Origin of the sequence: Marinobacter shengliensis (genome assembly GCF_030297115.1) — a bacterium.
Classification (GTDB): Bacteria; Pseudomonadota; Gammaproteobacteria; order Pseudomonadales; family Oleiphilaceae; genus Marinobacter; species Marinobacter shengliensis.
Map to the genome: position 1 here is coordinate 36,966 of NZ_AP028062.1, position 15,326 is coordinate 52,291.

Consider the following 15,326-nt stretch of genomic DNA (forward strand, 5'->3'; position numbering starts at 1 on the left):
CCCCTTTAATCATGAGCAGATTTACTAAGGATACAGAAATTCATGGGCTCGGGGTGTAAGAACCCAGAGAAACAGCGTTGGAAAACTAAAACAGGAAAAGACAAAACAGGAGGGAAAATGGTCGGCGTGAGAGGATTCGAACCTCCGACCCCTTCGTCCCGAACGAAGTGCGCTACCAAGCTGCGCTACACGCCGATCAACGGCCGGTATTATACGGATTGCCGGCCGTTTTACTACCCCCGTCCCTGGGGAAATTTATCCGTATAACTGCGGAGCGGTACCTCAGCTGGCCGTTGGCAGCAGGGAGATATCGGCCACTCGCAGGAACAGGTTGCGCAGGCGGTTGAGCAGTGCCAGGCGGTTGTCGCGCACGGCTTCGTCGTCTGCCATCACCATCACGTCGTCAAAGAAGGCGTCGACCGGCTCGCGCAGGCTGGCCAGAGAGGTCAGTGCGCTGGCGTAGGCGCCCTGCTCGAACAGCGGCAGTACTTTCTGCGCCTGTTCTTCGACCTTTTGGGCCAGGGTTTTCTCGGCGGCATCCTGCAGCAGTGCGTTATCCACCGTCTCGCCGATGCTGTCTCCACCCTGCTTGGTGAGGATGTTAGACACCCGCTTGTTGGCGCCGGCCAGGGCCAGGGCTTCTGGCAGCTGCCGGAAGGCTTCTACGGCCTTCACCCGGCGGTCGAAGTCCAGCGGGCGGGTTGGGCGGCGGGCGTGTACGGCCAGGTACACTTCGGCGCCGATGCCCTGTTCGTCGTAGTGGGCACGGAAGCGCTCGAGCATGTAGTCCACCACGGTGCTGGCGGTATTCTTCTCGGTCAGCACGGTGAAGTTCTGCTCTGCCCACTCACACACGGTTTGCAGGTCCAGGGGCAGCTGGCGTTCGATGATGATGCGCAGCACACCCAATGACGCACGGCGCAGGGCGAACGGGTCACGGGTACCGGAGGGCGGTTGGTTGATGCCGAACAGGCCTACCAGCGAGTCGATACGGTCAGCGATGGCCACGGCACAACCGGTCAGGGTGGTGGGCAGGTCGTCGCCGGCAAAGCGCGGCATGTACTGCTCGTTCAGGGCCTTGGCAACGTCGGCGTGTTCGCCGTCATTGGTGGCGTAGTACTGGCCCATGATGCCCTGAAGATCCGTGAACTCCAGCACCATCTCGGTGACCAGGTCGGTCTTGGCCAGCATCGCCGCGCGCTCGGCCAGGGCCGGGTCGCTGTTGATGGCCTCGGCGATCTTCTTCGCCAATGCAGCCACCCGCACGGATTTGTCGTAAAGGCTGCCGAGTTTGTCCTGGAACACGATGGGCTTGAGGGCCTCGATGCGGTCCTCCAGTTTGGTCTTGCGGTCCGTCTCGTAGAAGAACGCGGCGTCGGACAGGCGCGGGCGAATCACTTTCTCGTTTCCGGAGATCACCTGGGCCGGGTCTTTGCTTTCCAGGTTGGCCACGGTGATGAACAGCGGCAGCATGTTGTCGCTGGCATCCACCACGTGGAAGTATTTCTGGTGCTCCTTCATGGAGGAAATCAGCGCCTCGGCGGGCACGTCCAGGAAGCGCTCCTCGAAGCGGCCCATCAGTGGCACCGGCCATTCGTTCAAGGCGGTGACTTCGTCCAGCAGGTCTTCGTCGATCACGGCTTTGCCGTTGGCTTCTTTCTCTGCCAGTTGGGCAACGCCCTGGCGGATCTGTTCGCGGCGTTCGGCGAAGTCGGCCAGCACGTAGCCTTCCTGCTTCAGTACCACTTCGTAATCGGCCGGGGTCGGTACAATCAGCTCTTTCGGGCAATGGAACCGGTGGCCACGGGTTTTGTTGCCGGGCTTCAGGTTCATCACCGGCATGTCGATCACTTTGTTGCCGAACAGCAGGATCAGCCAGTGTACCGGGCGCACGAATTCGGTTTTGTGGGCGCCCCAGCGCATGCGCTTGGGAATCGGCAGCGCTGCCAGGGATTTCTCTACCAGCTCGGGCATCAGCTCGACGGTCGGTTTGCCCTGCTCCACGGTGCGATACACCAGCCAGGCGCCTTTGTCGGTTTCCAGGGTGTCGAGCTGGTCCGGGGTGATGCCCAGCGAGGTGGCAAAGCCGGTCAGGGCCCGGGTGGGGTTGCCGGCGTCATCAAAGGCGGCTTTCACCGCCGGGCCACGCTTCTCTACCGGCTTGTCTGGCTGGGCATCGGCCAGGTCGCGAATGCGCACGGCAAGGCGGCGTGGGGCGGCGAAGGCTTCGACCTTGCCGAAGGCCACGCCCGCCTCTTCCAGGCCTTTGACAATGCCCTGGGTGAAGGCGTCAGACAGCGGTTTGAGGGCTTTTGGAGGCAGTTCTTCGGTGCCCAGTTCGACCAGAAAATCCTGTGTTGCCATGATTATGCGTTCCCCTGTTCCTGCGGTGCCTTGTTGGCTTTCTTGCCCTTCTTGTTGGCCTTGGCGTCAGCAGCCTCGGCGGCGGCCAGCACTTCCTTGCGAAGATGCTCGGGCGCCAGCGGGAAGCCCAGCTTGCGGCGGCTCTCGAAGTAAGCCTGGGCAACGGAGCGTGCCAGGGTACGTACACGCAGGATGAAACGCTGGCGCTCGGTCACGGAAATGGCGTGGCGGGCGTCCAGCAGGTTAAAGGTGTGAGAGGCCTTGAGTACCTGTTCGTAGGCAGGCAGTGGCAGGCCGGCTTCGATCAGGCGGGCGCTTTCCCGCTCGTACACGTCGAAGCTGTGGAACAGGAACTCGGTGTCGGCGTGTTCGAAGTTGTAGGTGGACTGCTCCACTTCGTTCTGATGGAACACGTCGCCGTAGGTGACCACACCGTCCGGGCCTTTGGTCCAGACCAGGTCGTACACGCTGTCCACGCCTTGCAGGTACATGGCGATACGCTCAAGGCCGTAGGTCAGCTCGCCGGTCACCGGGTAGCATTCCAGGCCGCCCACTTGCTGGAAGTAGGTGAACTGGGTCACTTCCATGCCGTTCAGCCAGATTTCCCAGCCCAGGCCCCAGGCGCCGAGCGTGGGGGATTCCCAGTTGTCTTCAACAAAGCGGATGTCATGCACCAGCGGGTCCAGGCCCAGGGCGCGCAGGGAATCCAGGTACAGTTCCTGGATGTTGTCCGGCGACGGCTTCAGAACCACTTGGAACTGATAGTAGTGCTGCAGGCGGTTCGGGTTCTCGCCGTAGCGGCCATCCGTTGGGCGGCGGCTGGGCTGGACGTAGGCGGAGTTCCAGGTTTCCGGGCCGATGGAACGCAGGAAGGTGGCCGGGTGGAAAGTACCGGCGCCCACTTCCATGTCCAGGGGCTGGAGAACCACGCAGCCGTGCTGCGCCCAGAAATTCTGCAGTGCCAGGATCAGACCCTGAAAGGTCTTGATGTCCGGCGCGGAGTTGTTGGTTGCCTTGTCTGTCACGACGTTTGCCTGCTGGTCAGTCTGTGTGTGGCGCCCCGGTTTGCGGGGCACTCCGAAATTTGAAAACGCGCATTATACGCTGGCTGGCGTTGCATTTCTAAGTGCCAGCCAGGGTGTTGTTTTGCTTGAGATCAATCAGAAGAAGGTGAGGCCCACCTGGAACAGCTTTTCCACGTCCCGGATACGGGTTTTGTCCACCAGGAACAGGATCACGTGGTCATCGGGCTGCACTCGAATATGGTCGTGGGCAATCAGTACCTCGTTGTGGCGAACGATGGCGCCGATGGTGGTGCCTGGTGGCAGATTGATTTCGTCCAGGCGCTTGCCGACCACCTTGGATGACCGGTGATCACCATGGGCGATGGCCTCAATGGCTTCCGCAGCGCCCCGACGCAGTGAGTGAACGTTCACCACATCGCCCCGGCGCACGTGGGTGAGCAGGCTGCCGATAGTGGTCTGCTGGGGCGAGATGGCGACATCGATATCACCGCCCTGAATCAGGTCGACGTAGTCCGGGTTGTTGATCAGGGTCAGCACCTTGCGGGCACCCAGTCGCTTGGCGAGCAGGGACGCCATGATGTTGGCTTCGTCGTCGTTAGTCACGGCGCAGAACACATCGGTGTTTTCGATGTTCTCTTCCAGCAGGATGTCCTTGTCGGCGGCGTTGCCTTCCAGCACCACGGTTTTGCGTAAACGTTCGGACAACATCACACAGCGGTCATGGTCCCGCTCAAGAATCTTCACCTGGTAGCGGCTTTCCAGGGTATTGGCCAGCCGGTAACCAATGTTGCCGCCACCGCAGATAAAAATGCGTTTGTAGGGCTTGGACAGGGGTTGAAGCTCGCTCATGACCGAGCGAATGTGATCGGAGGCGGCAATAAAGAACACCTCGTCGCCGTCTTCGATGACGGTGTCGCCCTGGGGCATGATGGCCCGGTCTTTGCGGAAAATCGCGGCCACCCGGGTATCGATCTTGGGCATGTGGGTGCGCAGGTAGGACAGCTCATGGCCGACCAGTGGCCCGCCTTTGGTCGCCCGTATGGCCACCAGCCTGACCAGGCCCTTGGAGAACTCGAGCACCTGCAGGGTGCCCGGGTACTCGATCAGCCGGGTAATATGTTTGGTGACCAGGTGTTCGGGGCTGATCAGTACGTCGATGGGAAAGCCCCGGAGGCTGTCCAGGTCTTTGTCCATGTCACGACGGTAGAACAGCTCGGATTTGGCCAGATAGGCGTTTGCCCGCACCCGGCAGATGGTGGTGGGTGTCTTGTACAACAGCTTGGACACCTGGCAGGCCACCATATTGGTTTCGTCGCTGTTGGTCACGGCGATCACCATGTCGGCGTCTTCCGCGCCGGCCTGGCGAAGTACCGTGGGGTAGGAAGCACGGCCGTGCATGGTGCGTATGTCCAGCCGGTCCTGAAGCTCACGAAGGCGGGCGCTGTCGCTGTCGATCACCGTGATGTCGTTGGCTTCATTGGCGAGGTTTTCCGCCAGGGTGCCGCCTACCTGGCCCGCACCGAGTATCAGGATTTTCATAGTTCAGGTTTCTCCAGCACGGCGTAGAAAAAGCCGTCATGGCTGTCCGGGTCTGGCAGTAACTGGCGCCCGGTGTTCATGTCCTGACCCCAGTCGGCATCAATCTCTATCAGCCGGGCCTGGTCCTGCTGTTTCAGGAACCGCTGGATTATACGGTGGTTTTCCTGAGGAAACACCGAGCAGGTGGCGTACACCAGCCTGCCACCGGGTTTCAGGATAGACCACATGGCGTCCAGCAGGCCAAGCTGGATGCTGGCCAACGGTACGATGTCGGATTCCCGGCGCAGCAGCTTGATGTCCGGGTGCCGGCGGATCACGCCGGTGGCGCTACAGGGTACGTCCAGCAGGATGCGGTCAAACGGGTTGCCATCCCACCAGCTGTCGATATCGGCGGCGTCCGCCTGTGTCAGGGTGGCGTGCAGGTCGAGCCGGTCCAGGTTCTCCTGTACACGGGGCAGGCGCTCGGCGGATTCGTCGATGGCAATCACTTCGTCCAGTTCGCCACAGGCCTCCAGAATGGCGCAGGTCTTGCCGCCGGGAGCTGCGCAGGCGTCCAGTACACGCTGGCCTGGTTGCAGGTCCAGCACAGTGGTGCATAGCTGGGCGGCTTCGTCCTGCACACTGGCACCGCCGTCTTCGAACCAGGGCAGACGTTCTACCGGCACCGGGCGTTCAAGCTGAATGCCGTGGGGGGCGAAGCGGGTAGGTTTGGCCTCGATACCTGCCTCAGACAGTAGCTTCAGGTACTCATCACGGCTGAAACGCAGCGCGTTTACCCGCAGGGTCATGGGCGCCTGGGTGTTGTTGGCGCCAAGAATGGCCTGCCAGTCTTCCGGCCAGTTGTGGCGCAGCTTTTCCACCATCCACACCGGGTGGCTATAGCGGCTGCTGTCGTCGTTTGGTTCCGGTGCCCCTTCCCTTTCCGCAGCCCGCAACACGCCGTTGACCAGGCCGGTGAGGTGGGGTTTATCCAGAGCCCGGCAGGCTTCCACGGTTTCGTTCAACACGGCATAGGTGGCCTGTTCACTGAACCGCAGCTGGAACAGGGCCACCAGCATCAGGTGGTGAACAACCCGGTCCGGTTTGCGCAGGGGCTTTTTCAGGCGCTGGTTCAGCTCACCCTCAAGCCGGTGAAACCAGCGGCAGGTGCCGTAGCAGATCGCTTGTAGCTGTGGCCGTTGGTCCGGCGGTAGCTGGTTCAGTGCCAACGGCAGGCATTGGGACAACGACTGCCCTTTCTCTACCGCCAGCAGCACATTGGCGGCGACGGCACGGAATGGCTGGGGTTGATCGGCCATGGTCAGTTCAGCTCCTGGCCGGGCAGCAGCACCTGCTTGCCGCCGTTGATCAGGTCGCTGATGCTCTGGGCTTTGCTGCCGGGTAACTGCACCGACGTAATCTTCAGGGTACCGGTGCCGCAGGCGACTTCAACGCCTTCTCTCTCGCGACTGATCACGGTGCCTGGCTCCTTGTCACAGCTCTGCTCCAGAGCGGTTGCCTGATGAAGGCGGATGCGTTGCTCGCCGAGATCGGTAAAGGTGCCGGGCCAGGGGTTAAAGGCACGAATCAAGCGTTCGATCTCGATGGCGCTGCGGGACCAGTCGATGTGGCCTTCTTCCTTGGACAGTTTGTGGGCGTAGTTGGCGTCGGCATCGTTCTGTGGCTCAGGGGCCAGTTCGCTGTTTGCCAGTTGCACCAGGGCTTCCACAATCGCTTTGCCGCCCATGTCCGCCAGGCGGTCATGCAGGCTGCCGCCGGTGTCGTCGGCGTGGATCGGCGTGGTGACTTTCAACAGCATATCGCCTGTATCCAGGCCTTCGTCCATCTGCATGATGGTGATGCCGGTTTCGGCGTCGCCGGCGGCAATGGCCCGCTGGATCGGGGCGGCACCTCGCCAGCGCGGCAGCAGGGAAGCGTGGATGTTCAGGCAGCCGTGGGTGGGGATATCCAGCACGGCTTTGGGCAGGATCAGGCCGTAAGCGGCCACAATCATCACATCTGGCTTTAACTCAGCCAGTTCCTGCTGGGCGTCTTCCGGTTTCAGGCTGACCGGTTGGAACACAGGAATGCCGGCGTCCAAGGCGACCTGTTTGACCGGGCTGGGCATCAGTTTGCGGCCCCGGCCGGCGGGGCGGTCTGGCTGGCTGTAGACGCCCACCAGGTTATAGCCGGCTTCCAGAAGGGCTTTCAGGGCAGTGGCGGCAAAATCCGGCGTTCCGGCAAAAACAATGCGCACGGTGGTTGCTTCTCTGTGTCGTTGATACGAAAAAACCGGGTCGTAACCCGGTCTGAATTCGGTTCTGTGCTGTTGGCGCCTCAGGCGCTTTGCTTGTGGAGCTTTTCCAGCTTCTTGCGAATGCGGTTACGCTTGAGCGAGCTAAGGTAATCCACGAACAGCTTGCCGTTCAGGTGGTCCATTTCATGCTGGATGCACACCGCCAGCAGGCCGGTAGCCTCGAGCACAAATTCTTCACCGTTACGGTCTTTGGCGGTAATCCGGCAGTGTTCGATGCGCTTCACGTCTTCATAGAAACCGGGTACCGACAGGCAGCCTTCCTGCATGGCTTCCAGCTCGCCATCCAGTACTTCCACTTTCGGGTTGATGAACACCCGGGGCTCGCTCTTGTCTTCCGACAGGTCCATGACGATGATCTGCTTATGCACATTGACCTGAGTAGCCGCCAGGCCAATGCCGGGGGCATCGTACATGGTCTCGAACATGTCGTCGATCAGCTTGCGGATGTCGTCGGTCACCTCGTCCACCGGCTTGGCGATGGTGCGAAGGCGCGGGTCCGGGTACTCAAGAATCTCTAAAATCATAATGCTTTGGCTTCTCTGAAATGCGACGGCGGTCTGCGCAAATTTTCTCCACGAATCTATGATGGGGAGAACGTAATGGCTCTATTATCCGATAAATTGTCGATTGAGTACAAACTGATCAGTTAATAGTTAAAATCTTTCAGGCAGTCTGAAGAATTTACTGGAAGAACAAAAGATAACATCACAAATACCCGAACATCTTCTATAGTAACGGGAATAACAACGTAATAAGCTGCGGGGATACCGCTGCGACGTTACCCAACGCAAAGATTCAAGGCACGCGATCAAGGATATAGACAATGAGGAAATTGTTGTACGCTCTGGCAGCGACGGCGCTGCTGTTTACCTCCTGGGCCCAGGCACAACCCGAGCTCAGGTCTGATCATCCTGAGCGTTACACTGTCGTCAAAGGGGACACCCTCTGGGACATTTCAGCGCGATTCCTGAACAACCCCTGGTACTGGCCGGAAATCTGGCACGTTAATCCGCAGGTTGCCAACCCCCACCTGATTTACCCGGGTGATCGCCTGGCGCTGGTGTACATCGATGGCAAGCCCCGTATTACCAAGGTGTCTACCAGCGATGTCGTCAAACTGTCACCGCAAATCCGTTCCGAAGCGATCGATACCCCGATTCCAGCCATCCCGCTGGATGCTATCAGCAGCTTCCTGACCGACACCCGCATTGTCTCTCCGGCTGAAATCAACGGCGCACCTTACGTGCTGGAAGGCGAAGATGGTCGCATCATCACCGGTGCCGGTGACCGGGTTTATGCCCGTGGCCAGAAGCCGGCTGACCGGGTTGGCGTTTTCCGTCGCAGCAAGGAATTTGTGGATCCTGAAACCGGTGAATTCCTGGGGCTGGAAGCGCGCAGCATCGCCAAGGGTAACATTACCGCGGAAAACGGTGATGTACTGACCATGACCCTGACCCGTTCCAGTGAGGAGGTGCGCATCGGTGACCGCCTGCTGGTCAACGAAGACCGCCGCCTGACCACCAACTTCGTGCCCAGCTCTCCGGACGAGGAAATTGAGGGCCGGATGATTTCCGTGGATGGTGGTGTTAACCAGATCGGTCAGTACAACGTGGTGGCCATCAACCGCGGCGAACGTGAGGGCTTGATGCCGGGCCACGTGCTGGCAGTCATGAAGAGCGGTAACCTGGTCCGTGACCCGGTCACCGGTGAAACCATCGAGCTGCCGTCCGAGCGGGCTGGCCTGCTGATGGTGTTCCAGTCTTACGAGAAGATGAGCTATGGCCTGATTCTTCAGGCGACTCGCCCGCTGGCGGTGGGTGATCGGGTCAAGAACCCCTGATCACCCCTGCATGGGCTTGTCTGTAATGAGGTAGAATGGCCGGGCCGGAGCGCCCGGCCATTGTCGTTTTCAAGGATGAAAAAAGATGTCTGTACGTAACTGCCTGGATTCGGCCAGCGACCGCTGGCTCCTGTTGTCTCTACTGCCCCGGTTTGGCCTTCGCCTGCGTGAGCGGGTACTCGCTAACACCGACCAGCTGACTGATATCCTCGAAATGAACGCCGCCACCCTGAAAGCCCTGGGGTTGGCCACCGATGCCATCGATGCGGTGATGGCCTGGCAGGCTGACGATGCCGGCCACCCAGTGTTGGTGGAGGCAGACCGGATACGCTCGGCCTGCCGGGCGTCCGGAATTTTCCTGATGGGGTATGGTGAAGCCGGATATCCGGATGCACTCAGGCATATTCATAACGCCCCGTTGTTGCTGTACGGTCGGGGTGATCCCGACTTACTACACAAGGACCAGCTTGGCGTTGTCGGCAGTCGCAATGCCACCCGGGCTGGCCTGGAGCACGCCCGGCAGTTTGCCGCTGAACTGAGCCGGCGCGGGCTTCTGATCACCAGTGGCCTTGCCCTGGGGATTGACGGTGCCGCCCATGCCGGCGCCCTGGATGCCGGTTTTCCGACCATTGCCGTGGTGGGCTGCGGTCTCGACAGGTTGTATCCCGCACAACACCGAAAGCTGGCGGGGCGCATCATTGAGCAGGGGCTTATTGTCTCGGAATACCCGCCCGGAACACAGGCAAGGGCCGCCCACTTTCCGCAACGGAACCGGATTATCAGTGGCCTGAGCCGTGGCGTGCTGGTGGTTGAGGCCAGCCTGCGCAGTGGCTCGCTGATCACCGCGAGAACCGCGCTGGAACAGGGGCGCGAGGTGTTCGCCATTCCCGGCTCGGTGCACAGTCCGGTGGCCCGAGGCTGTCACCAGTTGATCAAACAGGGCGCACGGCTGGTGGAGACCGCCGATGACGTTCTGGAGGAACTGGGCACCTGGTGGTCGATGCAGCCCGCATCGGAATGTGATCAAACCGGACCGGCCGAGCAGGATCTGTCCGGGTTGGACAGTCGGGAAATCGCGGTACTCGAGGCTTTGGGGTATGATCCACAATCTACCGATGCACTGAGCCAGGCCACGGGTCTGCCAGCGGATCAGCTGATGCAGTCTTTGTTGCTGCTGGAGCTGGAAGGGTTGGCTAATTCCGCTCCCGGTGGTTATCTCCGGGCGGGCTGACGGTGCATTATTTGGGTTCGACCAACCGGATAGTACAATTTCGTTATGTCAGCGACGTCTCCCCTGCATTCATGGCAGCTCCATTGTGCCCGCCGCACCGTTCTGGCCGGCGGCGTTATTGCCTATCCCACCGAGGCCGTCTGGGGGCTGGGATGTGATCCCTGGAACCGCGAGGCGGTTGAGCGCATCCTCGAATTAAAGCAGCGCCCGATGCACAAGGGCATGATTCTGGTGGCTGCGTCTATTGATCAGGTGCGCTTTCTGCTGGACCCTTTGCCCCGGGTGCTGCAATGGGAAGCCGAGCAGCACTGGCCAGGTCCGATTACCTGCCTGGTACCGGATGTGCTCGAGCAGGTGCCGGACTGGGTGCGCGGCAGCCACAGCTCCATTGCGGTTCGTGTCAGTGACCATCCGGTAGTTCGGGCCCTTTGCAATGCCACGGGCATGCCGCTGGTGTCCACGTCCTGCAACCCCGCTGGCCGGGCGCCGGCCCGCAGCATCTGGCAGGTACGCCGTTACTTCGGTGATGAGCTGGACCGTATTGTGCCCGGAGCACTGGGTGGAAACCGCAAGCCCAGCCGAATCATCGATATTGTCACCGGAAAACAGTTTCGCTAGGAGAGTGCATGTCACAGCAGCCGGATACCCAAGCCGTCAAAGACTATCTAATTGGGCTTCAGGAACGCATCTGTCAGCGGCTTGAGGCGGTCGATGGCGGGGCAACGTTTATCCGTGACAGCTGGCAGCGACCGGAAGGCGGCGGCGGTATCAGCCGGGTGATCAGCGATGGCAAGGTGATCGAGAAGGGGGGTGTGAATTTCTCCCACGTGATGGGCGACACCATGCCGGCTTCCGCCACCGCGCATAGGCCCCATCTGGCCGGTGCACCCTGGCAGGCCATGGGCGTGTCACTGGTGATTCATCCGGAAAACCCCTACGTGCCGACCTCGCACGCCAATGTGAGATTCTTCATCGCCACGCCAAAAGATGCCGAGCCGGTGTACTGGTTTGGCGGTGGCTATGACCTGACGCCCTACTACGGCAACGAGGAAGACTGCGTGCACTGGCACCAGACCGCCCGCAACGCCTGTGCCCCGTTTGGTGATGACGTTTACCCCCGGTTCAAGCAATGGTGTGACGACTATTTTTATCTGAAACACCGACAGGAGCCCCGGGGTGTGGGTGGATTGTTCTTTGACGATCTCAATACCGGTGATTTTGCCCGGGACTTTGCCTTTATGCAGGCGGTAGGCGACAGTTACATAGAAGCCTACGAGCCGATTGTGCGGCGCCGGATGGCCCAGCCCTGGGGCGAGCGGGAACGGGAATTCCAACTCTACCGCCGCGGTCGGTATGTGGAGTTCAACCTCGTATATGACCGGGGCACCCTGTTTGGCCTGCAGTCTGGTGGTCGCACGGAGTCCATTCTGATGTCACTGCCGCCGCTGGTGCGCTGGGATTATGACCGGCAGCCGGAGCCCGGCAGCGAAGAAGCCAGGCTGACAGACTACTTCCTGACGGGCCATAACTGGCTGGAGGGCGCCAATGACCAATGAACTTTACGCGGTGGTGGGTAACCCCATCAGCCATAGCAAGTCGCCCAGGATTCACAGCCTGTTTGCCTGCCAGACTGGCGAACTGGTGGAGTACACCGCCATTCAGGCTCCGATTGATGAGTTTTCCGGCACCGTGCGGCATTTTTTTGAGCGGGGCGGCAAGGGCCTGAATGTGACGGTGCCGTTCAAGGAACAGGCCTGGACCCTGGCGGATCATCGAACCACGAGGGCCGAAAAGGCGGGTGCCGCCAATACCCTTTACCTGGATCAAGAAAACGAGCTGGTGGCCGATAACACAGATGGCGTCGGTATAGTCCGTGATCTGCAGAACAATCACGGAGTGGCACTGAAAGGCTTGAAGGTACTGGTGCTTGGTGCTGGCGGTGCCGCTCGGGGCGTCATTGGCCCGATACTGGCCGAGCAGCCGGCAGCGCTTACCATTGCCAACCGAACGGTGGCCAAGGCGGAAGCGCTGGTCAGGCTGTTTGCGAAAGATGCCGGCGCAACGGTATTGAGCGCCAGTGGTTTCGAGGCACCGGATCAACCGTTTGACCTGATCATCAATGGCACCAGCGCCAGCCTTCAGGGAGACTTGCCCCCGGTGTCTGCAAATGTGATCGGGCCGGCTACGGTGGTGTACGACATGATGTATTCTCTGCAGACCACCACCTTCAATCAGTGGGCCCTGGATAACGGTGCCCGTCGGGTGCATGACGGCCTGGGAATGCTGGTGGAACAGGCCGCAGAATCGTTTTTTGTGTGGCGGGGTGTGCGTCCGGAAACCGCGCCGGTGATTGAAGAATTGCGAACCGATTGAGGCCGCGGGTTCCGGCCGTTTCATAAGGGTTGTTCATGGACATTCTCACGCTTGTCGGATTGCTTGCCGGAATCCTGATTGTTGTCCTGGCGATGCTGGCCAACGCCACGGTCATCACCTTCCTGAATCTGCCCGGACTGGCGATTGTTCTGGGTGGCACCTTCGCAGTGACACTGATCAAGTTCCGAATGCCCTCGGTAGTCAGCGCCTTCCGGTTGGCTTTTCGTTCGGCTTTTACTGACCGGTTGCCCCGTCCGGCGGAACTGATCCGGGAAGTGGGTGTACTGGCTCGGGTGGTTCGCAAAGAGGGCATCCTGGGCCTGGAAAACCACGAAACCGACGATGAATTTCTGCAAAAAGCCATCAACCTGTGTGTAGATGGCCACCCGCCGGAACTGGTAGAAGAGGCTCTGCTACAGGAAACCCAGCAAACCGCAGAGCGCTATGAAGTGGCTGAGCGAGTGTTTCGGGGTATTGGTGAATCCGCGCCGGCCATCGGTATGCTGGGTACGCTGGTGGGGCTGGTGCAGATGCTGAACACTCTGGATGACCCTTCGTCCATTGGCCCGGCCATGGCCATTGCCCTGCTGACCACACTCTACGGCGCCTTTATTGCCCAGCTCATTGCCTTGCCCCTGGCGGATAAACTGCAACTCAAGGCGGAAGACGATTCCCGCAACCAGATGCTCATTATCACATCCATCAAGAGCATCATGCGTGGCGAGAACCCCCGGGTTATGACGGAGCTGCTGTCGTCTTACGTAACACCAGAGCACCGGACCAACCTGGAACCGGAGCGGGAGGCCTGAGGTTTGCAACCGGCGCGGCCACTGAAAAAAAACGCACTCAAAAAGCGTACACCCGACTGGATTGTCACCTTCGCGGATCTGGCAACCCTGTTGCTGACGTTTTTTATCCTGCTGTTGTCGTTCGCCGAGATGGATATCGAGAAGTACCGGGCCATGGCGAACTCCATGTCCCTGGCGTTTGGCTCCAGCAATGTGGTGGCCGAGGACATCGGCGGTACACCTCTGACCCTGATTGAAGCCGATACCGTATCGCTGCCGGAGCCTTCTGAAAACCTGCAGGATCAGCCGGAGTTCATTGACGAGCGAACCGAGCGCTCGGAAACCCGACAGATTCCCGGTGGTGTCCTGGACTTGGCCAGCCGGTTGATCCAGGAGCTGGAAACCGAAGTTGCCTCCGATACCTTGCACATCAATTACGATGAAGACCAGGTGGTTATCCGTTTCTCCGAAGAAGCCACCTTTCGTTCTGGCGATGCCGCCATCATGCCGGGTATGATTCCGATCATCGAACGGGTGGTTACCGTGCTGTCGGCCTGTACCGGGGATGTGGTGGTGTCTGGCCACACCGACGATGTGCCCATATCCAGCAGCGTGTATCGCTCAAACTGGGATTTGTCTGCTGCCCGGGCGGTATCTGTCGTCCACGAACTGGTGCTGAACCGCCAGGTACCGGCTGAGCGGGTTGTGGCGGCCGGCCGTGCCGAAACCCGGCCGTTGGTGGCCAATGATAGCGCGGAGAACCGGGCGGTGAACCGGCGGGTTGAAATATCGGTTCGTAATCCCGAGTGTGACGATGCCGTGCCCACCCGCGACTTGCCTGTGGAAATCATCCCCTGAACGCTTATAGCCTGAGTGCAGATTCTCATAGTGCATTCATATAAGTGATGCAGATTCAAAGCCTTATACTGTGCCGCTCAAACCTTGGCAGATAACGGGAGTTTTCAGCATGAGCGGACCAGATAAACCGAAGGTTATTGGAGAAGAGTGGAGTGACGAGCGGGTTAAAAGCTTTCTCGATCTGTCACCCTGGGACAAGAACCTGAACCCGGATCATTTCGTGCTGATTCGCGCCTATGAGTCCATGCGGGCAGGTGATTTCGAACGGTTTTTGGCGTTCTTTGTGGAAGCCGGACGCGATCTAAACGCCGAAGATGAGCACGGCCAGACCATCTTGGACCGGGTGTCACAGCACCGTCGCAGCAGCGACTACGCCCGGGCTCTGGAAAAAGCCGGCGCAAAACAAAAGGCAACGGCCGGGAACTGAGCCCCGGCCCGAACATCGCCTTACTGCACTTCTACTTCGATGGCTTTGGGCTCTTTGGGTTCGGCCTTTTGGATGCTCAAAGTCAGCAGGCCGTCCTTGAAGTTGGCTTTCACACTGTTCTCGTCCACATTGTCCGGCAACGTGAACCGGCGCAGGAAGCTACCGTAGACCCGCTCGATGCGGTGGTGCTTCTTGTCACTGGTCTCTTCCTCGTGCTTGCGCTCGCCCTGAATGGTGAGCACGCCATCGTGCACTGTCACCCTCACATCGTCCTTGTTCATGCCGGGTAATTCGGCTTCTACAGTGAAGGCTTCGGCCGTTTCCTTGATATCCACAGCCGGAGCCCAGTCGCTGCGACTGAACAGGTCTTTACCTTCCCGTTCGCCATTGGTGCGTGCGAGCCCGAACACCCGGTTGTAGCGGTTCATCATGTCTTCGAATTCGCCGATCGGATTCCAGCGGGTCAGATTGCTCATAGGGAACTCCTCCTTTAACGATGTCGAACCTGAGATTTTCATCAGCTTCGCTCGCGGAACAGCTCCATACCGGTGGCGCCAGCCGGATGGACTCCGTGAACTTCTGCTA

The 15,326-nt window shown here is 59.9% G+C and carries 15 protein-coding genes and 1 tRNA gene; 8 read left to right on the forward strand and 8 right to left on the reverse strand.

Annotation, left to right across the window (positions count from 1 at the left end; genetic code table 11):
- Positions 1-118: 118 nt before the first annotated feature.
- From QUE75_RS00130 to def, 7 genes are all read right to left on the reverse strand, one after another.
- Positions 119-195, reverse strand: a tRNA-Pro gene (locus tag QUE75_RS00130).
- Between the two features lie 87 nt (positions 196-282).
- The gene (gene glyS / locus QUE75_RS00135; RefSeq protein WP_286252798.1) at positions 283-2,364 is read right to left on the reverse strand and encodes a glycine--tRNA ligase subunit beta; all 2,082 of its coding nucleotides are present in this window, start codon (positions 2,362-2,364) and stop codon (positions 283-285) included.
- Positions 2,365-2,366: 2 nt separating this feature from the next.
- Positions 2,367-3,389 carry a glycine--tRNA ligase subunit alpha gene (gene glyQ, locus QUE75_RS00140; RefSeq protein WP_058091829.1) on the reverse strand — a complete coding sequence of 341 codons (1,023 nt, stop codon included), beginning with the start codon at positions 3,387-3,389 and terminating at the stop codon, positions 2,367-2,369.
- Positions 3,390-3,524: 135 nt separating this feature from the next.
- Complete coding sequence (trkA, locus tag QUE75_RS00145; protein WP_061331400.1) at positions 3,525-4,928, reverse strand: Trk system potassium transporter TrkA; 1,404 nt, start codon at positions 4,926-4,928, stop codon at positions 3,525-3,527.
- The gene (rsmB, locus tag QUE75_RS00150; RefSeq protein ID WP_286252802.1) at positions 4,925-6,226 is read right to left on the reverse strand and encodes a 16S rRNA (cytosine(967)-C(5))-methyltransferase RsmB; all 1,302 of its coding nucleotides are present in this window, start codon (positions 6,224-6,226) and stop codon (positions 4,925-4,927) included. Before rsmB ends, trkA begins: the two co-directional genes overlap by 4 nt.
- A 2-nt stretch (positions 6,227-6,228) precedes the next feature.
- The gene (fmt, locus tag QUE75_RS00155; protein WP_106694571.1) at positions 6,229-7,164 is read right to left on the reverse strand and encodes a methionyl-tRNA formyltransferase; all 936 of its coding nucleotides are present in this window, start codon (positions 7,162-7,164) and stop codon (positions 6,229-6,231) included.
- 80 nt (positions 7,165-7,244) lie between these two features.
- Positions 7,245-7,751 carry a peptide deformylase gene (gene def / locus QUE75_RS00160; protein WP_082780516.1) on the reverse strand — a complete coding sequence of 169 codons (507 nt, stop codon included), beginning with the start codon at positions 7,749-7,751 and terminating at the stop codon, positions 7,245-7,247.
- Between the two features lie 296 nt (positions 7,752-8,047).
- Here def and QUE75_RS00165 point away from each other — a divergent pair, with 296 nt between their 5' ends.
- The 8 genes from QUE75_RS00165 (at position 8,048) to QUE75_RS00200 (ending at position 14,741) form a co-directional block, all read left to right on the forward strand.
- On the forward strand, positions 8,048-9,064 hold the full coding sequence (locus QUE75_RS00165) for a LysM peptidoglycan-binding domain-containing protein (protein ID WP_061331396.1): 1,017 nt from the start codon (positions 8,048-8,050) through the stop codon (positions 9,062-9,064).
- A gap of 85 nt (positions 9,065-9,149) precedes the next feature.
- The gene (gene dprA, locus QUE75_RS00170) at positions 9,150-10,295 is read left to right on the forward strand and encodes a DNA-processing protein DprA (protein WP_286252806.1); all 1,146 of its coding nucleotides are present in this window, start codon (positions 9,150-9,152) and stop codon (positions 10,293-10,295) included.
- Positions 10,296-10,340: 45 nt separating this feature from the next.
- Complete coding sequence (locus QUE75_RS00175) at positions 10,341-10,913, forward strand: L-threonylcarbamoyladenylate synthase (protein ID WP_286252807.1); 573 nt, start codon at positions 10,341-10,343, stop codon at positions 10,911-10,913.
- 8 nt (positions 10,914-10,921) lie between these two features.
- A complete protein-coding gene (gene hemF, locus QUE75_RS00180) occupies positions 10,922-11,851 on the forward strand; it encodes an oxygen-dependent coproporphyrinogen oxidase (protein ID WP_286252810.1) in 930 nt (309 codons plus the stop codon).
- The gene (aroE, locus tag QUE75_RS00185) at positions 11,841-12,668 is read left to right on the forward strand and encodes a shikimate dehydrogenase (RefSeq protein ID WP_286252813.1); all 828 of its coding nucleotides are present in this window, start codon (positions 11,841-11,843) and stop codon (positions 12,666-12,668) included. Before hemF ends, aroE begins: the two co-directional genes overlap by 11 nt.
- 35 nt (positions 12,669-12,703) lie before the next feature.
- The gene (locus tag QUE75_RS00190; RefSeq protein ID WP_061331392.1) at positions 12,704-13,477 is read left to right on the forward strand and encodes a motility protein A; all 774 of its coding nucleotides are present in this window, start codon (positions 12,704-12,706) and stop codon (positions 13,475-13,477) included.
- A 3-nt stretch (positions 13,478-13,480) separates the two neighbouring features.
- Positions 13,481-14,314, forward strand: coding sequence for a flagellar motor protein MotB (locus QUE75_RS00195; protein ID WP_058091840.1), 834 nt, complete (start codon positions 13,481-13,483; stop codon positions 14,312-14,314).
- A gap of 109 nt (positions 14,315-14,423) precedes the next feature.
- Complete coding sequence (locus QUE75_RS00200) at positions 14,424-14,741, forward strand: PA4642 family protein (protein WP_058091841.1); 318 nt, start codon at positions 14,424-14,426, stop codon at positions 14,739-14,741.
- Between the two features lie 20 nt (positions 14,742-14,761).
- Here QUE75_RS00200 and QUE75_RS00205 read toward each other — a convergent pair whose 3' ends face one another.
- Entirely contained in the window at positions 14,762-15,217 is a 456-nt protein-coding gene (locus tag QUE75_RS00205) for an Hsp20/alpha crystallin family protein (protein ID WP_286252819.1), read from the reverse strand.
- Positions 15,218-15,326: the final 109 nt, after the last annotated feature.